The sequence below is a fragment of the Desulfitibacter sp. BRH_c19 genome (assembly GCA_001515945.1).
In the GTDB taxonomy this organism is placed as follows: Bacteria; Bacillota; DSM-16504; order Desulfitibacterales; family Desulfitibacteraceae; genus Desulfitibacter.
In genome coordinates this window covers 176521-198295 of the sequence record LOER01000046.1, presented here as the reverse complement: position 1 = coordinate 198295, position 21775 = coordinate 176521, and the positions used below count along the sequence as shown (strand labels likewise).

20 protein-coding genes and 1 pseudogene are annotated in these 21775 nt (G+C 34.5%); 17 read left to right on the top strand and 4 right to left on the bottom strand.

Going from position 1 to position 21775, the window contains the following annotated elements:
• The first annotated feature begins 1 nt into the window (after nt 1).
• The 3 genes from APF76_10305 to APF76_10295 all read left to right on the top strand — a co-directional run bounded on the left by APF76_10305 (nt 2) and on the right by APF76_10295 (nt 3834).
• Entirely contained in the window at nt 2-1750 is a 1749-nt protein-coding gene (locus tag APF76_10305) for a pyruvate kinase (protein KUO49013.1), read from the top strand.
• A 224-nt stretch (nt 1751-1974) separates the two neighbouring features.
• Nucleotides 1975-3381, top strand: a complete 1407-nt coding sequence (locus APF76_10300) for an oxaloacetate decarboxylase (GenBank protein ID KUO49012.1) — start codon at nt 1975-1977, stop codon at nt 3379-3381.
• Nucleotides 3382-3492: 111 nt separating this feature from the next.
• Nucleotides 3493-3834 (top strand): hypothetical protein, encoded by a 342-nt coding sequence (locus tag APF76_10295; GenBank protein KUO49011.1) that lies wholly within the window; start codon nt 3493-3495, stop codon nt 3832-3834.
• 118 nt (nt 3835-3952) lie between these two features.
• On the opposite strand, the gene APF76_10290 is transcribed toward APF76_10295, so the two are convergent.
• A complete protein-coding gene (locus tag APF76_10290; GenBank protein KUO49010.1) occupies nt 3953-4633 on the bottom strand; it encodes a hypothetical protein in 681 nt (226 codons plus the stop codon).
• Between the two features lie 278 nt (nt 4634-4911).
• Here APF76_10290 and APF76_10285 point away from each other — a divergent pair, with 278 nt between their 5' ends.
• The 11 genes and pseudogenes from APF76_10285 to APF76_10235 all read left to right on the top strand — a co-directional run bounded on the left by APF76_10285 (nt 4912) and on the right by APF76_10235 (nt 15294).
• Nucleotides 4912-5103 (top strand): hypothetical protein, encoded by a 192-nt coding sequence (locus APF76_10285; protein ID KUO49009.1) that lies wholly within the window; start codon nt 4912-4914, stop codon nt 5101-5103.
• A gap of 200 nt (nt 5104-5303) precedes the next feature.
• Nucleotides 5304-5819, top strand: a complete 516-nt coding sequence (locus tag APF76_10280) for a hypothetical protein (GenBank protein KUO49008.1) — start codon at nt 5304-5306, stop codon at nt 5817-5819.
• 264 nt (nt 5820-6083) lie between these two features.
• A complete protein-coding gene (locus APF76_10275; protein ID KUO49007.1) occupies nt 6084-7478 on the top strand; it encodes a reductive dehalogenase in 1395 nt (464 codons plus the stop codon).
• Nucleotides 7459-7830, top strand: a pseudogene (locus tag APF76_10270) (hypothetical protein). The gene APF76_10275 and the pseudogene APF76_10270 overlap by 20 nt, the downstream one beginning before the upstream one ends.
• A 127-nt stretch (nt 7831-7957) precedes the next feature.
• Nucleotides 7958-8566 carry a hypothetical protein gene (locus tag APF76_10265; GenBank protein ID KUO49006.1) on the top strand — a complete coding sequence of 203 codons (609 nt, stop codon included), beginning with the start codon at nt 7958-7960 and terminating at the stop codon, nt 8564-8566.
• Between the two features lie 22 nt (nt 8567-8588).
• Nucleotides 8589-9434 carry a hypothetical protein gene (locus APF76_10260; protein KUO49005.1) on the top strand — a complete coding sequence of 282 codons (846 nt, stop codon included), beginning with the start codon at nt 8589-8591 and terminating at the stop codon, nt 9432-9434.
• Nucleotides 9435-9511: 77 nt separating this feature from the next.
• Nucleotides 9512-11044, top strand: a complete 1533-nt coding sequence (locus APF76_10255; protein ID KUO49004.1) for a hypothetical protein — start codon at nt 9512-9514, stop codon at nt 11042-11044.
• A gap of 1 nt (nt 11045) precedes the next feature.
• A complete protein-coding gene (locus tag APF76_10250) occupies nt 11046-11729 on the top strand; it encodes a two-component system response regulator (GenBank protein KUO49003.1) in 684 nt (227 codons plus the stop codon).
• A 27-nt stretch (nt 11730-11756) separates the two neighbouring features.
• Nucleotides 11757-12986: a reductive dehalogenase gene (locus APF76_10245; GenBank protein KUO49002.1), complete on the top strand. Its 1230-nt coding sequence runs from the start codon at nt 11757-11759 to the stop codon at nt 12984-12986.
• A gap of 19 nt (nt 12987-13005) precedes the next feature.
• A complete protein-coding gene (locus tag APF76_10240; GenBank protein ID KUO49097.1) occupies nt 13006-13704 on the top strand; it encodes a two-component system response regulator in 699 nt (232 codons plus the stop codon).
• 699 nt (nt 13705-14403) lie between these two features.
• Nucleotides 14404-15294 carry a hypothetical protein gene (locus tag APF76_10235; GenBank protein ID KUO49001.1) on the top strand — a complete coding sequence of 297 codons (891 nt, stop codon included), beginning with the start codon at nt 14404-14406 and terminating at the stop codon, nt 15292-15294.
• Here APF76_10235 and APF76_10230 read toward each other — a convergent pair.
• Nucleotides 15277-16125, bottom strand: a complete 849-nt coding sequence (locus APF76_10230) for a nitrilase (protein ID KUO49000.1) — start codon at nt 16123-16125, stop codon at nt 15277-15279. The genes APF76_10235 and APF76_10230 overlap by 18 nt on opposite strands.
• A 180-nt stretch (nt 16126-16305) precedes the next feature.
• Here APF76_10230 and APF76_10225 point away from each other — a divergent pair, with 180 nt between their 5' ends.
• Nucleotides 16306-16968, top strand: coding sequence for a dihydroorotate dehydrogenase (locus tag APF76_10225; GenBank protein ID KUO48999.1), 663 nt, complete (start codon nt 16306-16308; stop codon nt 16966-16968).
• Between the two features lie 37 nt (nt 16969-17005).
• Here the strand turns inward: APF76_10225 and APF76_10220 are convergent, their stop codons facing one another.
• On the bottom strand, nt 17006-17545 hold the full coding sequence (locus APF76_10220; protein ID KUO48998.1) for a chromate transporter: 540 nt from the start codon (nt 17543-17545) through the stop codon (nt 17006-17008).
• 2 nt (nt 17546-17547) lie between these two features.
• Nucleotides 17548-18108, bottom strand: a complete 561-nt coding sequence (locus tag APF76_10215) for a chromate transporter (GenBank protein ID KUO48997.1) — start codon at nt 18106-18108, stop codon at nt 17548-17550.
• 232 nt (nt 18109-18340) lie between these two features.
• On the opposite strand from APF76_10215, the gene APF76_10210 reads away from it, so the two are divergent.
• Both APF76_10210 and APF76_10205 read left to right on the top strand, forming a co-directional pair.
• Entirely contained in the window at nt 18341-20107 is a 1767-nt protein-coding gene (locus tag APF76_10210; protein KUO48996.1) for a hypothetical protein, read from the top strand.
• Nucleotides 20108-20251: 144 nt separating this feature from the next.
• Nucleotides 20252-21553: a hypothetical protein gene (locus tag APF76_10205; GenBank protein KUO48995.1), complete on the top strand. Its 1302-nt coding sequence runs from the start codon at nt 20252-20254 to the stop codon at nt 21551-21553.
• Nucleotides 21554-21775 lie beyond the last annotated feature (222 nt).

Below are 21775 nucleotides of genomic sequence, written 5' to 3'. Positions count from 1 at the left end.
TATGCGACACACCAAAATAGTATGTACCATCGGTCCTGCTAGTGAGAATATTAGAGCATTAAGTGAAATGATTGATGCGGGCATGACCGTGGCTAGGTTGAATTTCTCTCATGGATCACATGAAGAACATGAAAACAGAATTAAACTGGTTAGGCAGGCTGCAAAAGAGACTGGTAAAATAGTAGCAATAATGCTAGATACAAAGGGACCTGAAATAAGAACTGGTATGATAGAAGGAGATAAGATTACTTTAAAAGAAGGAAATAGTATTGTATTATCCACTCAGGAAGTTAAAGGGACTCCTGAAAAAATATCCATATCCTATGAAGGATTGCACAAAGATATAACACCTGGTAATAAGATACTTTTGGATGATGGCTTAATCGAACTTTTGGTTAAAAAAGTGATAGATACTGAAATACATTGTGAAATACTCAATGGTGGAGAAATATCTAGTCGTAAGGGTGTCAATATACCAGGAGTTCATGTGAATCTTCCTGCCATTACTGAAAAAGACGTGGATGATATACTGTTTGGAATTAATCAGGAGGTTGACTTTATAGCTGCTTCCTTTATAAGAACTGCTTCAGATGTTTTAGAAATAAGAAAGATATTAGAGGAATATGGAGCAGATATACATATAATTTCAAAAATAGAAAATCAAGCCGGAGTTAACAATATAGATGAAATACTAACTGTTTCGGATGGAATTATGGTAGCCAGAGGTGATCTAGGAGTAGAGATACCGCCAGAAGAGGTACCTCTTGTGCAAAAGACATTAATTGAAAAGTGCAATAAGGCAGGTAAACCAGTAATAACAGCAACACAAATGCTTGATTCCATGATTAGAAACCCAAGACCCACACGAGCAGAAGCAAATGATGTGGCAAATGCAATATTTGATGGTAGTGATGCAGTTATGCTTTCTGGAGAAACAGCAGCTGGAAAATATCCTGTTCAATCAGTAAAAACAATGGCTAAAATTGCTGAAAGAACAGAGACTGCCTTAAAGTATGAAGAGATACTTGGCAAAAAGGACCTCCTTCCACAAAGGACAGTTACTGATGCAATTAGTTATTCTACATGCAATATAGCTTTGGAACTGGATGCATCAGCAATTATTACTCCTACAGCCTCTGGTTTTACAGCTCGTATGGTATCCAAATACAAACCTAAAGCGAAAATTATTGCAGCTACTCCATATCTAAAGGTAGCAAAAAAAATGTGCTTAGTATGGGCTGTTCATCCAATATTGGTTAGAGAAACAAATGGTACTGATGAAATGATTACTGAAGGTGTTCAAAGAACTCTTGAATCAGGAATTATTTCACTTGGTGATTTAGTTGTAATTACAGCTGGTGTACCAGTAGGTGTTCCTGGAACAACAAACCTACTAAAAGTACATATTGTGGGAGAAATTGTTGCTAGAGGAACGGGAATAGGGAACAAGATTGTTACAGGCAAGATTAAGAAAATAGTCTCAGGCAAAGACGCTGTTGAGAAGATTTCCCAGGGTGATATACTTGTTACCCATGGAACTGACAAAGACTATGTCCCAGCCATGGAGAAAGCAGTTGCAATTATTACAGAGGAAGGTGGTATTACTTCTCACGCGGCCGTTGTTGGAATTAGTATAAATGTTCCTGTGATAGTAGGATGTAAAAATGCAATGAGTTTAGATGATAATTCTACTATAACCATTGATTCAGCAAGGGGAATCATCTATAGAGGCGTTACAAAAGCCCTATAATCAAGAGGCAGGATACAAGAGGTATGATGCATGAAAAATGGATGCATTCGGTCTCCTGTTTCCTGCTTCTTACTTCCATGCTTCTGGAAATGTATATTGTATTCTTTGCTAAATATGCAGGAATACACTATGCTCAAATGGAACATTAACAAGCGCTTAAATGTACTATAGAATTAACTTCTAGTTAAAATATACTTGGAACTATTAATCGGAGGTGTAATAGGGTGACTAGAAAAGTAGGAATTACAGATACAACATTAAGAGATGGGCATCAATCACTATTAGCAACAAGGATGAAGATAGAAGATATGTTGCCAATTGCAGAAAAGCTAGAGAAGGTTGGTTATCACTCCTTAGAAGTCTGGGGAGGAGCTACATTTGATACATGTATGCGTTTTCTAAATGAAGATCCTTGGGAAAGATTAAGGACATTTAGAAAAGTATTTAAAAATACAAAGCTACAGATGTTGCTAAGAGGTCAAAACTTAGTAGGCTACAAGCACTATCCAGATGATATTGCAGAACTCTTTGTCAAAAAAGCAGCCGAAAATGGGATAGATATATTTAGAATATTTGACGCATTAAATGACCCAAGAAATATGGCCAAAACAATGGAGGTTGCTAAAGAGCACAATACTCATGTTCAAGCAACCCTATCATATACAATTAGCCCAGTTCATGATGTAGATCATTTTGTTAACCTAGGCACAACTTTAAAGGAAATGGGAGCCGATAGCCTTTGTATAAAAGATATGGCCGGCTTGATCTCACCCGCAGGGGCATATGAATTAGTTAAAAGACTTAAAAAAGAAGTTGGAATTCCCATTCAGCTACATTGCCACTATACTAGTGGAATGGCATCCATGGCATATTTAAAAGCAGTAGAAGCTGGAGTAGACGTAATAGACTGTGCAATTTCAAGTCTTGCGATGAGCACATCTCAACCAGCAACAGAAACAATGGTTGCAGCACTAAAGGATACAGAATATGATACTGGACTAGATCTAGAACTGTTATCAGAGATAGCAGAATACTTTAAAGGCATCAGAAAAAACTATACACAATTTGACATGTCAGGAAATGGTGTAGATACAAATGTATTACTATATCAAATACCTGGAGGAATGCTTTCTAATTTCTATTCACAGCTAGCAGAACAAAATGCCTTAGATAAATTACAGGAAGTATTAGATGAAGTTCCAAGAGTGAGAGAGGACTTTGGTTTCCCACCACTAGTAACACCATCTAGTCAAATAGTTGGTAGTCAAGCAGTACTAAATGTTTTGGTAGGTGAACGCTATAAAATGGCAACAAACGAAGTTAAGGCGTATTTAAAGGGTTTATATGGAAAACCTCCAGCTCGAATAAATGAAGAAGTACGCAGAAAGGTAATAGGAGATGAAAAAGTAATTGAGTGCAGGCCTGCTGATTTATTGGAACCAGGCTTAGAACAGGCAAAAAACGAAATAGCACCGTATATGGAAAAAGAAGAGGATATATTATCCTATGCAATATTTCCTAGTGTAGCAAAACCATTTTTAGAAAAGAGAATGGCAGAAAAGGTTAAGGTAGATTTTAATATAGCCTTAGAAGGCCCTAGAAATGGAGAAAGCTCCTATCATCCAGTTTAAAAATTAAAGCCCATCAAGTAGGGCTTTTTTTTATATCTAAAAGAAGGTTAATGATTTAAAGGCAAAGAACAATAAACATAGAATAGAAATAGCATGGGGGAGTTGAAACATTTGCATGAGTTTTTAGAAAATTTATATCCAAAGTTTGATAAGGTTTTTAAAAATAGTGTAAAAATGACAGAAGTAACAGTATTTTCTTTACAGCTTACAACAAAATGTGCTCTTATTATGACAAATAAAAGTATCTACCTTCTCAAAAAGAGCTTTTTTGGTGGAGTAAAAGCTATTAATTTTCCATTGAATAAAATTGAATTAAAAGTGACAGGAAATGAACTAAAGATTATTGCAGATCAATATGATGCTAATATTAAAATACTGGATAACAGGAAGGTTTCTTTGTTAAATATGGCTCTAGAAAAGTTTATTCAATTTAAAAATAAACCCCAGATTTAATCTAAGGTTTATCCAAAATATTAAAGACTCCCATTTCTATAAGTGGGCTCTAAATCAGGTGGAGTAGAGTCTCCATCTGCTTCCCCGATGTTCAGCTTTGGCTGAACGAGTTCACTATTTAGCTAATCTGTGCTAAAGCTCCTGTTAAGTATGGCAAGACAACTATCTGATTGTTATCTACTCGTGCTATTTCAGGAGTGTGCTTTTTAATACTAGTGTTTTTTTCAGGCTTACACGCAATAAGCTTACCAATTCGTATTTGCAATGGGTCTAATATGGAAGCTATAATAAATGAATTAAGGTCTCCTTCTGCACCGGCATGGACCATGCCCTTAACAGAACCCATCACTACTATATTTCCTGATGCTACTATTTCAGAACCAGGATTAATATCACCTAGTAATATTACATTGCCTTTAAATGAGAGCTTTTCGCCGTTACGAATGTTCTTAGAGATGAAGTGACTTTGTTGCTCTAGTTCATCATCAGATACACCTAAGATCATTTCCAGGCCCTTTTGTTCGTCACCAGAAGTGTTATTTTCCGGAACAGTAGTTTCAGAACTTGGTATAGGGATCAGACCACATTCAGAACAAACTTGTTCTAGAATTATATACTGTTCATTTGTCAATGAACCAGGAGATGTTTGAAATCTATATTTTGCATCTACAAAAAAACCATTAGCATGGTTGATGTGTTTCCTTAATGCTGATTTAATGTCTGCAAAATCATATTTAGTGTCTATATGTATTACTAAACACTTAGGAGTTCCTTTTATTGTTACAATACTTTGTGCCATATTATACACCCACTTATGAAAATTTATTAATAAGAGTAACTTCGATTATTTTCTACAAATTTCCTGCACAATTGATAAATTTGCAATATTTCCTGTTTTATAAGTACAAGCCATTATAATTTTAATTTTAACTGATAAAGAAGTTGTAGAAAATTTAAATATATACTACAATACATTTAAAGTTATTATGTTCCATTAGGTGAAAACTTTTAAGATGAAGTAATTATAAAAACGGGTAAGGGTTAAGATGAATTAAAATGAGGGGGATGATTTTTAAAATGTTTGGAATATTACCAATTGGCCCATGGGAAATGGGTCTTATTCTAGTAATTGTGCTAATTGTCTTTGGTGCAGGAAAACTACCCCAGGTTGGCAAGTCAGTAGGCAAAGCAATTAGTGAATTTAGGGGATCCGTGAAGGATGTAGAGGATGCAGTTAAGATAGAAGATAATGATAAAGAAGAAAAATAAAAAGATTGAAATAAATTTCATAATGTGTATGAGTAATGTAAAAAAAGGGTAGCCTAATCCGAGGTTACCCTCCTTTTATTTTTATATTATTTTTATGTTTTCACGTTTTGTTTAACATATTTTTAACATGCTAATTTATAAAAACTAAATTATAATTTTTTTAGAGAGATAATTTTTATGTCAGCGACAAAGGCGGTGAAGTGTGTATTTTACATTATACTATTAAGTACAAAAAAATCTCTATTATTTTTATATTAGCGATCGTAGTCTTTCTAGTGATTTCAGGATGTACAAAACCTCTTGAAAACACAGATAAAGAAAATGAAGAAGAAAAACCTAAGGATGTAGAGCTTATAGAACCTAAACCTTTAAAATCTGCAAGATCTATAGATCACATAATGGCTCAAGTTAACAACTCTCCATACTTGGATAATGTTCATATAAATAAAAATGTAAGTTGTACAGATTGTCATGGAACCTTAAATGAAAATGAACCAGTTAAATTACCAGAAGATAAAGTCTGTTTAGATTGTCATAAGGTAACCTATGAGGAATTAGCCGAGCGTGTGGGTAGTAAGGATGAATATAAGTTAATAAACCCTCATAGTCCAGCTCATGGAAGAGAAGCTTGTATTACCTGCCATAAATCTCATGAGGCTTTTGAGTTTACTTGTCGCGAATGTCATACCGTTAAGGCCACGGAAAGATTTCAATAACTACAAATTGCTACATTTTAGATGTTCATTTTAAGTATTTGAATGATATATTTAGATATATTGAAATAAGATCTTAATACAGGGGGATATTGACGCAAATCACGGAATTTTAATGCCGATGAGTTGCTAATTCAAAGCCCACTCCCGCTGAATTTGACGCAAGTTTGAACCTGTGCAAAGCTACGCCAAGTTAGTCAGTTAAGATGATTTCAGAGGGTTAATCCTATGAAATAATAATGTTATAACAAGGGGGAGGAAGAAAGTATGCCTGAATTAAGTAGAAGGCAGTTAATTAAAGCTGCGGGTCTTACAGGGGCAGGAATAACTTTGGCTGCTACCGGTTTCGACAAGCATGCTTTAGCTGCTGGAGATGCGTTGCCTAAGGAAGTACCTAATCGCTACTGGTGGGTAAAAACTGTTGACAAACCAACCACAGAAATAGACTGGAAAAATCTTAAACGTTTTGAAGAATGGAAAACTGTTAGAGGTAGTATTAATGAGTATCGTAGTGCAGAAGAGACTAAAAGGCTTGATCAACTGAAAAAAGACAATATGTTAAAATGGGAGCTAGAAAATGTTCCTGGTTATACTACGAAGGATTTTGCTTTAAAGGATGCTGTTGGTGCTGGAAGGCCTCCATTCTATTTTATGGGACCTAGATCAGCGAAAACCCCTCAAGAACGGGGTACACCAAGATATGAAGGTACTCCTGAAGAGAATGCTCGCATGATTAGAATTGCTTTAAGGCACATGGGAGCTGCAACAGTAGGTTTTGTAGAGCTTGAACCTGAAACTACAAGAAAGCTTGTTTATGCAGAAGAACCTAAATCTGTGAAAAAACCTATTTTATTTGAGAATGTTGATGTAGGCTATGAAGATGAAAAGAAATTAGTTATTCCAGATAAGGCCAGATATACGATTGTATATACTGTACAAATGTCTAATGAAACGATGAAATATGGTCCAACAGTTTTAGGCTCTCAAACAACTACTTTATCATACACTCGTTTGTGGACTATTTTAACTCAGATCCATGAGTTTATTTACGGGCTTGGTTATAATTCCTATGGACCTACAACCAGTAATGGCTTTGGTATTGCTCCAGCTTTTGGAGTAATGGCTGGATTAGGTGAATTGTCACGTTTAAACCGAGTAATTACCCCTGAATATGGTCCTATGGTTAGATTAACTGCTTTGACTACTGATCTACCTTTAGCTCCAACTAAACCAATTAATTTTGGAGTCATGGATTTTTGTAAGGATTGTATGACTTGTGCAGAGATGTGTCCATCAAAGGCCTTGAGTTTAGACCGTGACCCCAGTTGGGAAGGCAGAGGTCCTTGGAATAACCCTGGAGGTCACAGGGCTTATTATGAAGATTCAGTAAAATGCCGTGAGTTCCAAGCTGATTGTGGCACAAACTGTGGCATTTGCTTCTCTTCATGTCCTTATGCTGTTGATGATGATGCTAGCTTACACAGAATAGTTAAAGGAACAATTGCTTCAACATCAGTCTTTAACTCATTACTTGTAGCTGGAGACCATAAGGCATTTCCTGCTCAATCTGGGAAGCCTATGAAGGATCCTGAGGGCTGGTGGAAGAATGAGAATTTAGCTGAAATGGGTATTGATACCCGTCGTGGAGGAAGAAAAATCTGATAAGCATATTAATTGTAGCCTAATAATAAATGGGGGTGAGTGAATGCTTTGGTTAGTACTCGGCATAATTATTGGTTTTGCGTTACATTGGTTGATTTCTCAAGTTAAAAACAATAACCTATCAGTTCAGTGGTATCAATGGGTGCTAGGAGTAGGTTCAGTAGCAATGCTTTTATTGACGGTTGAGAATTATATAGGGTTACAACAGGAATTAGAACCTATTGCAGCTAATTTTGTGTTAATAGCTATGGGACTTCCTGCTGTAATTTTAGGAGCTTTAACATGGTTTACACCATCTATTGTACAAAAGTTTACAGGTAAGTCAAAAGCTAATACTAAGGCAGCTGGTTAATTTTATTTTTAAAAAATATATGTACTGTTATTTATTAGGGGTCAGACTCATGTCTGACCCTGTGATAATTTTAATATTATTCAAAACTAGGGCAATAGTTAGAGGTGGCTAATGGAGGGGAATTCTAATGAAGGTTTCTCGCAGAAGATTTCTTGAATATCTGGGTGTTTTTGGAGGTTTTTATTTAATTTCACCTTTACCTTTTACTGTGGAAGATACTTTGCCTTTAAGACCACCTGGAGCATTGCCAGAAGAGGATTTTATCAAGAGATGCATCCGTTGTATGCAGTGTGGTCAAGATTGTCCGACCAAAGCGATAGAATTTAATTTTGCCGCCAAAGGGAACTTAGCTCATACTCCAATACTAGCTAAGCCAGATAAATGTACCTTATGTATGAGTTGTATAAATATTTGTCCAACTGAGGCACTTACTCCAGTAATTACGACTTTAAGCTTTGGTAGCTATGGAGAAATTGATCCTAGATCAAACCAAATAAACCTAGGTGTAGCTCAACTAAAAAGAGAGCAGTGTATTCTTTATAAAAGAGATAATCTGAAATGTTTGTTGTGCTACGATATCTGTCCAATCAAAGGTCAAGCTATTAAAAAGGATGGCAAAGGCAGACCGATTATAGATAAAGTTCAGTGTTATGGCTGTGGCTTATGTGTTCCCGTTTGTCCACCTAGAGCAATCAGTATGCCAATTGATGTAAATAAGTTTAATAAAACAATCTGATATACTAAATGGGGGATTAATGGTGAAGCCATTAACTTATCGGAGAATCACCCAAATCGGTGCTCTGCTTTTTATTTTCATGACACCTTTAATAGCAATTTATAAAAGACAGGTTATCCAAACCCTTATAGATTATACAGAGGGTTTATCTAAGCTTGGATATAATTTCTTGAATTTAGCGGAAGGCTTTAGTGGTTTTTATTGGGCAATCACCTTTGGTGGTTACACCTTTTTAGATCCTTTAGCTGCCTTACAGGTGATATTGGATTATCATCCTTTGAATCTAAGTTTTTTCTTTGCTGTTTCTTTACCAATTTTATTGGCCTTATTATTTGGCAGGGTATTTTGTAGTTGGCTTTGCCCTGTTAATACTATCAGAGAAGCTACTAATTGGTTGGCAGATATAATTGGGTTTAAAAAAGATAAACCTCAACTTATTACAAATTCCAATCTCCGTTATGTAATTTTATTGTCTGGTATAGCTGTTACCTTTTTAGGATTTCCTATTTTTAATTATATTTTGCCCTACGCTGTACTAGGTAGAGCTTTACAATATTTATCCATTGCAATAGTTTTCTGGCAGGGCATAATGTTTTTTTTACTGATAATTTTGCTTGATGGCATATGGCAGAGAGGGTTATGGTGCAATTATTTATGTCCCACTAGTGCATTGCTTTCAGCTTTTGCTAAGAAGAGCTTGTTTAGGCTTAAGAGAGATGAAAATACTTGCCTAAACAGCTGCAATATTTGCCAAAGAAATTGCCAATGGAACGCTGAACCAAAGTTAGAAAAAATACAAAATTGCACCAATTGCTTTGTGTGTGTAGAGAAATGTCCAAATATGTCCCTGAGTATTGGCAGAAAATAGTCTTTAATAAAGGATTTCTGTGTTATAGAAAAGAAGATAAGATACAATAATATTTTTGGAGTGGGGAATTGAATAAAATGAGTATAACAATGGAATTTTTAAAAGACACTTCAAATATGTTAGTACGTTCTCCAAGCTGTACCTGTGTATTAAAAGATCTATTAAAAATGATAATTGATCATTGGAAAGCACCAATTGGAATTTTAGCAATTAAGAATAATAATGGAAAATTGTTGCCTTTAGCTCAAATAAATTCAGGAATAGAGATGGACCTATTTGAAGATATGGCTTCTTTGGATTGTGTGATTAAAGCTTTACGGGGGTACAGCGGTGTTACCTTAATCGAACAATCTATTACTAAAAATCTGTATGCTGTTGCTTTACCATTTTGGTTAGAGAACAAAATACATGGTATTTTCTTCATGGCAGTATATATGGAAAAACCAATTGATGATGATGAACTTAATCTCTTACAAGTTTTAATTAATCAGATAGCATTGTCCTTGGAGATGGAACTTGCAAAAGAGAAGATAAACACCTTGAATGATTGTTTTAATTCTGTATTAGATAGTTTAACGGAAGGTATAATTATTATTGGAGGCACTCAGATAATTTATAGTAATGCCGCTGTTAATAACTTACTAGGCATAAAAGAAAGTATTGTGTTTAAAGACTTAGAGGACTTTATCAATCAAATTATAAAATTAAGTAAAGACCAAATTAAGACTCAAATTTACCTTGAAACAAGCAAAGTAATCAAAAACAATATATATTCCTTTGAATTAGAAACCAAGGAAAGTAGAAGTCTGAAAGTAACAAAATTTCAAATAAGAGGTAATACGCAAGAAATATTAAGCTATGGATTTTTAATTATAGATATTACTAAACACAAGGGGATAGAAAAATTTAAAAATGACTTAATTGGAATTGTTGGTCATGAATTAAGAACTCCATTAACTTGTATAAAGGGAAATGTCAGCTCTTTATTAAGAAAGGGTGTAGTCTGGGAAGATGACATAAGACATACATTTCTGCAAGATATATATGATGAATGTGACCGTCTAAATATAATGATTGAAAAATTATTAGACGTGTCTAAAATTAATGCAGGTGTTTTGAAATTAGAAAAAGGATTAGTTACCATCGATAAACTGATGCAAAAAGTAGTTGTTAGGGCAAAAACTTCCTATAGACAGCAAATTAACCTTAAACACGTTATAGCAAATGGGGAAGAAATCATTGAGATTGATGAGCAAAGGCTTTTGCAGGTATTTATGAATTTAATTGATAATGCTGTAAAATATGGTCATCGTAATACAGAAGAAGTATCGGAAATTTTTATTTCCGCAGCAAAACAAAATGATAGGGTCATTTTTTTTATAAGAGATAAGGGTCCTGGCATTTCTAAGGAAGAACTTAAAAAAGTATTTTCAAAGTTTTATCAGCTAAACAGTAAAGGTACAGAGCAAATTGGTAGTGGTCTAGGTCTAGCCATTTGTAAGGGAATTATTGAAGCACACAATGGTAGTATTTGGGCAGAAAGTATAGTGGGAAAGGGGACTACCTTTTTCTTTACCATCCATGTAAATAAGCAAAGGTTGGTGTATTGAGATGAAAGAAAAGATATTAATAGTGGAAGATGAGCATAAAATAATGAAGTTCATTAAGGCCAACCTATTGATTAGTAAATATGAGGTTTTTACAGCTTTTGATGGAAATGAAGCCTTAATTATGTATGACAAACATTTGCCAGATATAGTTCTCTTGGATGTTATGCTGCCAGAAATTGATGGCTATCAATTTTTAACTAAAATCAGGAACTTTTCAGAAGTACCTGTTATTTTGATTACTGCAAAGAATAGTACAAGTGATGCAATTAAAGGCTTAGAATTGGGTGCTGATGAATACATAACCAAGCCCTTTGATATTGATATTTTGTTAGCGAGGATTAAAGCAGTTCTGCGTAGATCGAAAAATAATTGGGTGGAGAATGAACCCTTAATTAAGGTTGGCAATTTATGTATAAACCTAGTTAGCTACAAAATTGAGGTTAATAATCAGATAGTTAAACTAAATCCTACAGAACTTAAATTATTAACTGAGTTGGCAAAGAATAAGGGCTGTATGTTAACTCACGAAGACTTACTAACTAAAGTATGGGGTATTGAGTACAAGGATGAAACACATTATTTACGGGTATGTGTAGCAAGAATTAGGAATAAGCTTAATATATATCATGGTGACGCTGGATATATTGAAACAATACCTACTATTGGCTATAAAATGTTATCATAATAGTAAATATATTAGGGGGTAATTCACCTGAATATTCACCAGCTAAATACCACAACAGCACAATTATATAATGTGGATGAAACATATAGGAGATATAATCAAAAATACAATTTGAATATCCGAGGATACTGGGATAAAGAGTCAAAGAATCTGGAATTACAAATTGTTAACACAATGAGTGACTATGTGAAAAAAAACACTCCTGGGTACTCGCCATTTGACTATGGTTTTTTCATGGGATCTTTGAACTATCTTAAACAAATAGGCTTTAATGCTAATTTGTGTGATCAAAATGCTAACAGTTGGAATTATGATATTAAAAGTATTAAAGAAGCCAAAGAGAAGGTTACTGATGAAAGGGAGACAACTGTTGCTCTGAAAAAAGCTGCCAAGATGTATGGTGCGAGTGCCATGGGCATTGCTAGACTTGACCGAAGATGGATTTATTCCCATTGGTTTGATGAAAAAACAAAGCAGGAATATCCCATTAGATTCACAGATGAAAGCAAGGAATATGCCGATATTAGTCAGCCTACCTTATTGCCTGATGGTGTAAGAGTAATCCCTGCTACAATGAAGTATGTGATAGTACTACTCTTTGAGATGGACTATGAATCCTTGAAATATGCACCTACATTACTGGCATGTGCAAGTACTGTTAATACCTATGCTAAAGCTAGCTTAACCACTATGAGTCTGGCCGGAATGATTAAGGCCCTTGGTTATGAAGCCATTCCAAGCTTAAATTGTACAGGTTTAAATGTTCCATTAGCAATTGATGCGGGTTTAGGACAGCTGGGTAGAAATGGTAAACTTATAAGCCCTCGTTATGGTTCTATAAGTCGGATTGCCAAAATAATTACTGATATTCCCCTATTACCTGATAAGCCCATTGATTTTGGTGTTACAGAATTTTGTGAAGCTTGTCGAAAATGTGCTAGAGAATGTCCTTCTAATGCCATTTCATCAGGAACAAGAGAAATGGGACCAGTAGATGATACAGGTAATACTGGCTATCTTCGCTGGCCAGTTGATCATAAGAAGTGTCATAGCTACTTTTGTGGATCAGGGACTAATTGTAATGTTTGCATTTCTGTTTGTTCTTATAATAGGGGCTATAAATGGACAAATAGTATGTTAAGCACTTTTAACAAGAAAAATGGCCTTGTTGACAGTATACTAGATGGACTTGATGACGAAATCTATGGTGAAGAACTATTCAAAAAAGGAAAAAACGTTTTTTGGAAAGAAGAGTAGAAGAAATCAAAAAAAGAAGGTGGTTAATATAAAACACAGAATACTCGTCGTAGAAGATGAGGAGAAAATCTTAAGATTTATAAAAGCTAATCTTCTTGTTAGCAACTATGATGTTAGTATGGCCAAAAATGGAAAAGATGCTCTGGAGTCATACGAAAAGCATTTACCTGATATTGTTCTTCTAGATATTATGTTGCCGAAGCTAAATGGGTTTGAAGTATTAAAAAAAATAAGGGAGTTTTCTGATGTTCCAATAATTCTATTAACCGCTAAGGGAAGTTCAGTAGATATTGTCAAAGGTCTAGAACTAGGTGCAGATGATTATGTTACGAAACCTTTTGAAATTAATGAATTACTTGCAAGAATTAAAGCAGTTCTTAGAAGAGTAAAAGATGATATGATGATGGTGGATAATGAAATCATCATTGGAAATTTAGTCATCAACTTTTTAAAACATGAGGTTTTTGTGGATGAAAAGAATGTAAAATTGACTTCCACAGAGCATAAAATTTTAGGAGAACTGGCAAAGAATAAAGGATGTGTTATGACTCACGAAGAGTTATTAACAAAAATTTGGGGACATGAATATAGGGAAGAAACACACTATTTAAGAGTTGCTATAGCTAAAATTAGACAGAAAATAGGAATTATAGAAGACAAATCAGGCTACATACAAACTGTTCCTACAGTTGGCTATAAATTGATTGACAGATGCTGAGTTAGTATGCTGAGTGTATTATACCGATAATATGAAAATGCTCCCCTTAAGGTAGGCAGTTTAGAAAAACTGTTTGCTGAAAGGGGAGCATTTTCATGTCCAAAAGAAGCAAATATACAGCAGGATAATTATGAATACTATTTGCCTTGGAACTGTGTACAACAAGAGGATAGCGATGCAGTATCTTTATCTTGTGCGATGCAGTAATGTTTCAAAGATACGAACCAGGAGCATTTGTGACAGTAACAATTATTCTTTTTAGTCATTTGGTATTCCTCCCTTCCTTATAAGTAATTTCCGATTAACATTGTGTGTTGTTAATAATATTATATGACCGCATAAATATAAATGCAACTATTTCATAACAATTAAACTATTTGAATAAATTTACACAAAGATAAGAAAAACTTATACATCTAGCTATTTGCGGAAGTTGTCGTAATTATTAGTGTATAATATACGACTAATATGGTTGGAGTAAGAGGAATTTAGGTATGGAAATCCAAAAATAATATATAACAAAAACAAATACAAAATATAAACTAGCGAAATAAGCAAATGTATAAATAGTGAACAATAAGTATAAATATGCAGAAGGGAGAATTAACTAGCATAAAATTGAATTAGTCCAACAAGGACTTTTTGAAGAATATATAGAAGTTTATAAAATCGAAATCAATGACAATAGGTGATGCTAAAATGTTTATATCTGTTATTCTGCCAATTATGCTAATTTTTTCTGCTGGGTTTATTGTTCAAAAACTATTTAATCTGCATATAAAGTCTGTGAGCACTATTGCTATATATATTATGATGCCTGCTTTAGTCTTTAGGACTTTTTATGACAATCCATTAAGCTTAAATTATTTATATATCCTTCTTTACACATTTGCCCTAACTGCCATCTTAATTCTAATCATTAAAATAATAGGTTTCTGGAAAAAGTATTCTGATGAAAAACAAAATGCATTAATATTGGCTATTGGGTTTATGAATAACGGGAATTATGGGATTCCGCTTGTTTTGTTTGCTTATGGAGCAGGAGGAATAGACTATATAGTACCAATAATGATTTTTCATACCGTACTACAAACCACACTAGGATTATATTATGCAGCAAAGGGTAAGACTAAGCTGAAAAGTGTGATGCTTAATATTTCTAAGATGCCGATGATGCATGCTGTTTATCTGGGGATTGTCTGGAGAGCATTACCATTACCACTACATGATAGTATTTATGGAGCAGTAAGTTTGGTAGCAGATGGCGCTATACCTACGATTATGTTAGCTTTGGGGCTACAGCTTGCGGAAATTAAGGTGAAGAATTTTGAAAGGAATTTAATGTATTTATCAGTATTTTTGAGGTTGGTAGTATCACCGATAATTGCATTTTTAATGGTATGGTTTCTACCTATAGATTTGTTATTGAAGAAAGTGATGATATTGGCAGCTGCAACTCCTACAGCTGCCATATCAGCATTGTTGGCAATACAGTATGATTGTGAACCGCAGCTTGTATCAACAGTTACTTTTATTACAACTTTTTTAAGCATGGGAACTATACTAGTAGTTTTATTGTTGCTTGGGTAATTCACCACGGTTATATAGCTCAGTATATAGTTCGGGCCTTCTTGACTCTAGGTAAAAACTATCCCTCATAGACATTGTTTCTTGGTTCCTTACTCTATTAATAATGTCTGAATTCAAGTCCGCAAATAATATTCCTTCCTTATTACTAAAATCATGTGCTATAAGATTGCCTTTGGGATCTATTACTAAGGCACCACCACAAAAAGATTGTCCATCCCCATTTTCTCCTATTAAGTTGCAGGCAGCCAAGAAAACTGAATTATCGTAGGCACGAGCAGTTAGGTATTTAAGCCAAATGTTTTTTCTATCGCCTACAATGGTTGGAGATGCATGGGGGGCAAAGATTATTTCTGCCCCTTTTAAAGACATAATTGTAGAAATTTCAGGAAAATGTAAATCCCAACATATTTGCACCCCTATTATAGCTGTAGGAGCTTTAAATACAGGCAATCTGCTACCTTCACTAAAATACGGTTTTTCACTTTTACCAAGATGGGTTTTTCTATAAGTCTCAACATTACCATCTGGTGTAGCTATTAAATGAGTTATATAGGGTTTTTTATCTTCAACTTTTTCAGCTAATCCAGCTAAAATACAAATAGAATACTTCCTTGACCATTCACTTAAGATAGAGGATGTTTCGTCTAATGCTTCAGCACTTGTTTTATATAGGTTTTTGCTATACCCATGTATTGATGTCTCAGGAAAACAAATAATATGGGCATCATTACGAGCAGCTTTTTCTACGTGGCTTTTGATTTTAGCAAGATTTAGTTTTCTATTGTTAATTAATGCTTCCATTTGAACTAAAGCTATTCTAGTTTTTTGCATAAGCTTATATCTCCCAAAAGAATATTTTAAACATCTACATAATAGCTTATTTAATGTTTTATGACAAACAAGTCTTGTATTTAAATGAGAAAATTAAAAGAAAATCTTGGAATTGCAGTTTAGTGCTATTTTCATATGGAAATAATAGTACATGTAGTGAAGCGAAAGGAGACAGGTGAAATGAGTTTTAAACGCATTCCAAACCATATAGGGGTTATACCTGATGGAAACAGAAGATGGGCAGCGTCAAAAGGCATGCCAAAGGAGAGTGGATATAAAAATGGCATTGATCCTGGGTTTGAATTATACAAAACTTGTCTTGATCTTGGAATTAAGGAAATGACCTTTTATGGGTTTACTCAGGATAATACAAAAAGACCAGCAGTACAAACCAAAGCTTTTCAAAAGGCGTGTGTTGATGCCGTCGAAATTCTATCTGATAGAGATGCATCACTACTTGTAGTGGGTAATACAGATTCTCCACTATTTCCACCTGAGCTACTACCATTTACTAAAAGGACAAATTTTGGCAGGGCTAAAATGAAGGTTAACTTTTTGGTGAATTACAGCTGGTGGTGGGATATTAATAAAGCCTTTTCAAATGGATCTTCTCCTGGAAATCCCAGAGAGTATTTATCAAACAACATAGCCTCTGGTGAAATTTCAAGAATTGACCTTGTATTACGCTGGGGAGGAAGAAGAAGACTAAGTGGATTTTTACCAGTACAGACTATTTATTCTGATTTCTATATTATTGATGAGCTTTGGCCTGACTATAAACCTGACCATTTATATGATTGTCTAAGATGGTATGAAACTCAAGATATTACCCTAGGGGGGTAATATTTAGGCAGATTTGATTCTATAAACTTCATAGTTATTAATACAACAACACGCCACTAACAGCTGCTAGGACAATTAACAATATTGGATGCATATTTAACTTAAATATTCCTACTAAAGCTAAACCAGCTATAGCAATACTGATCCAGTCTAGACCTAGGAAACTTCCTGCCGAAAAAATTACTGTCTTAGCTACGAAAACGGCAGCCAACAAAATCAAACTAATCACTACTGGTCGTATGCCATATAACATGCCCTTCATAAGGGGATCCTCAATAAATTTACTAACAGCCCTTGCTATTAGTAAGACAATAATAAAGCTGGGCAAAGCCACACCAATAGTACTAACAACCGCTCCCCAAAACCCCGCTACTTTAAAACCAACGAAGGTAGCCGAATTAACTGCAATAGGTCCAGGGGTGGTCTCTGCTACAGCTATGATATCGATAAATTGCTGGGGGGTAAGCCAGTTATGGGATTCAATTTCATTTTGGATGAGGGGAATCATGGCATACCCTCCACCAAAACTAAATAAACCAATCTTAATAAATGAAATTATGAGCTGTAAATAGACCACAACTAATTGCCTCCTTTATTAATCAGACTGGGGAAATGTCTAGGGTACAATAATGCACCAACGATACCCCCAGCAATAATAATTATTATTGGATGAAGATTGAAGATTATCAGAAAAATAAAAGCGGTAGCGGCAATTAAAAATGTGCGGTAATCCTTGATAGAAGATTTGCGGAGTTTAAAAACGGCAGCTACAATTAAGGCTACTACTACCGCTCTGATGCCATAAAACGCATTGGCTAAAATTTCATTATCCCCAAATTTTATTAAAAGACCAGCTAAACTTAAAATAATCAGAAATGAAGGCAGAACCACACCCAACGTAGCAGCAAAAGCCCCTTTAATACCTGCGGTTTTGTACCCAATAAATGTTGAAGAATTAATGGCGATAGCTCCCGGAACCGATTGTGCAATAGCTAAAACATCTACGATATCTTCCTCACTTACCCATTTTTTATTACTACATATTTCATGTTCAATTAAAGGCAGCATGGCATACCCTCCGCCAAAGGTAAAACCACCTATTTTAAAAAAGGTAATAAATAATTCCCACAAAAGCTTCATAATGTCATCTCCTATCACAGTTTCGCATCAAAAAGGAACAAATAGTATATCCTATTATGCTATTATATAACATATAACAGGTTTAAGAAAAAAAGTATTTTGATTTTATATAATTCATAAAGATCTGGCATTGGAATTATTGCATAATCAATGAATTAATGTTAGTTTGAAATGAGAAATACATGCTACCAATGAACAAGATGTTAATATTCTAATTTGTGGGGGGCTATTTATGTTGGAGGAGATTAAAGATTATATACAACAGATAGCTGAGGTTATATCAGAAGTTCTTAAACTTGATGTTACAATAGTGGATAAAAATTTTATTCGATTAGCTGGCACAGGTAATTATAAAAAATATCTTGGTAAAAAGGCTCCCAAGGGGTCAGGTTTTGACATGGTTAAGCAAGTGAAAACCAGAGTTTCCATACTTGATCCAGGTAGACATGAGACCTGCAAAAACTGCAAAATGAATAACTTGTGTAAAACTACGGCTAATTTGATTAGTCCTATATTTGTTAATGGAAAAGTTGAAGGTTTTATTGCAATTAGTTCTTTTGATTTCAAGCAAAGACAACAGTTAATTCTAGCTGAACAAAAATATTTTAATTTTATCTCTCAAACATCTGACCTTATTGCAAATAAAATTTCTCTAAATGTAGCTATGAATGTATTAGAGACTACAACATCCCAGCTGACAGCAATTATTAACTCTGTTCATGAAGGAATTCTAGCAACTGATGAAAATGGTGTTATTATCTCATGGAACTCATCAGCAAAAAGAATATTAGGCCTAAATAATGATAATTTGAAAGAAGTAAATATAAAAGATCTCTTTGAAGACAAATTTGAATTAAATGAGGTTTTACATAAGGGACAAATTGTAATGCAAAAAGAAGTTAGTCTAAAGGATATTTACGGAGGAGATACATTCTTGTATTATGCGCGCCCAATAATATCCCAAGGTGAAATTGCTGGAGCTGTAATGACCTTAAAGGAAATAGCGGAGGTTCATCAATACTTTGCTGGCTATATTTCTAGTACTTCTGAATTTACTTTAGAAAATCTAATTGGCAAAAGTTCATCGATGAAAGACCTAAAATTCAAGTCCCAGAAGGTAGCTAAAGGGACTTCTACAGTCCTAATTAGAGGCGAAAGTGGTACTGGTAAAGACCTTTTAGCTAGGGGCATTCATTCAGCTAGCATGAGGAGTAATGGTCCTTTTATAGGGCTAAACTGCGGAGCTATACCTGAGGCATTATTAGAAAGTGAACTTTTTGGTTATGAAGAGGGGTCGTTTACTGGTGCTAAAAAGGGTGGCAAACCAGGGAAATTTGAAATAGTAAATGGAGGTACCCTCTTTTTAGATGAAGTTGGGGACATGCCCCTGCATTTACAGGTAAAGCTACTCAGAGTCTTACAGGATGGTGTATATTTCAGGGTCGGAGGTAGAAAGGAAGTAAAAAGTGATGTAAGAATCATTGCAGCAACCCATAGGGATTTAGAAAAACTTATAGTTGAGGGTAAGTTTCGGCAGGATTTATACTTTCGCTTAAATGTTGTACCTATTATTGTACCCCCTTTGAGAGAAAGGAAAGAGGATATTGAGGTTTTGCTGTATCATTTTTTGATATATTATAACGAGGTATTAGGAAAGAGAGTAATAGACTTTGAAGATGATGTACGAATAAAACTACTTAATTATAATTGGCCTGGCAATGTTCGAGAATTACAAAACTTAGTTGAATACGCAATGAATATGGTGGATAACGATTTTATAAAAATGGAGCACATTCCTGAATTTACTTTTGATACCTCGCAAGACCAAGAGTGTGTTGAGACTAACAAATTGCAGTCCATTGATAAAGTGCTACAGGAAACATTTAGAAAGGCTGTAAGCTTATATGGTAAAAGCGAGGAAGGCAAGCTTAAAATAGCGGAAACTTTGGAAGTGAGTCGTGCCACAGTATATAGAAAGATAAAAGAGTATAAATTATAGTCGGGAAGGCTGTACTTTCATATCCTTAAAAATTTGTGGACTATAACCGTAAATGAGTAAGTTGGCATGTTTTTTGCTTATGTTTATAAGTGATCATAGTCGATTGTTATACCACTTATGAATAATGGAAGGAGGTAAAATATCATGCCAATAAACCAAGAAAGTCTTCTTGACATATTAAGGGCACAAGTCATACCTGCTCTAGGCTGTACCGAACCTATAGCAGTTGCATTAGCTGCGGCTAGGGCTAGAGAGGAACTTGGCGCCATCCCTGATAAAATGAGTGTCTTTGTTAGTTTGAATATATATAAGAATTCAATGGGTGTATATATACCCGGAACTCAAGAAAAAGGTATCTATATTGCGGCAGCACTAGGGATGCTTGTTGGAATATCAAGCTTAAAATTGCAAGTACTAGAGAAGATAGAAGAATCTAGCATCATGATAGCGAAACAATACATTGAGCAAAAACATTTAAATGTAACTCCAGTTTTAGAGAGGAAAGGTATATATATAAAAGTTGAGGCAATATATGAGGAGAAAATGTGTGAAGTCGTAATTGAAGGTAAACATGATCATATTTTAAGCGTTAAATTAAATGGTCAGTTAGTGGAAAACTTTTCCCATATATCTAATTCCTCTAAATCTAATAGTTTAGATGACCTTGGAAAGCTTAAAATATCTCAATTAATGAAAATTATAAAAGGCATGAAATCCTCTGAATTAGAATTTTTATTAAATGGTGTTGAAATGAATAGAGCAATAGCAAAAGCAGGATTGAAAAATAAACTTGGTTTAGCCATTGGAACAGGGTTAAATGAGTTAATTGAAGACGGTATATTAGGAAGAGATCTAATTAGTACCATAAGAATTCAAACCGCTTCTGCTGCAGATGCTAGAATGAATGGTTTAAATTTACCAGTAATGACAAGCGGGGGAAGTGGCAATCAGGGAATAGTTGCTATACTTCCTATAGCACTAGCGGCAGAACATTACAATATTAGGCCGGAAAGACTGGCTAAGGCTATAGCCTTAAGTCATATCTTAAACGTCTATATTAAACAATATACAGGCAGTTTATCTGCTGTATGCGGTTGTGCAGTTGCAGCAGGTGCAGGAGCTAGTGCTGCGATAGCTTGGATGTTAGATGGAACTGATGATCAAATAGCGGGAGCCATAAAAAATATTGTTGGTAATCTATGCGGTATGATATGCGATGGGGCAAAGGCAAGTTGTGCTTTTAAGCTGTCAACTGCATCTACGGAATCTATTTTAGCAGCAGAACTCGCACTAAAAAATGTAATTATAGCTGAAACGGATGGAATTATTTCTTCATCTGCCGAAGAAACTATAATGAATCTGGGAGAAATATGTGCAAAAGGTATGGATATGGCAGATAAAACTATTATGGAAGTGATGATGAGAAAACCAGTAAATTGTATATAAAGGGGATATCTCATTTTTAGACATGGGGTCTCTTTTTTATACATAAAGAATAATCAGTATTTTTAAACAATTCACAAATTTAATTCAATATTGTATATCACATTGAGACAAATGAATTTAAGGCTACAGAATTAATATAAATTGAGAAATATAAAATAATTTCCAAAAAAGTACATCTATCAAAATTTAAGACATCCTATGGGTTTTCAAAAATGGCAACAT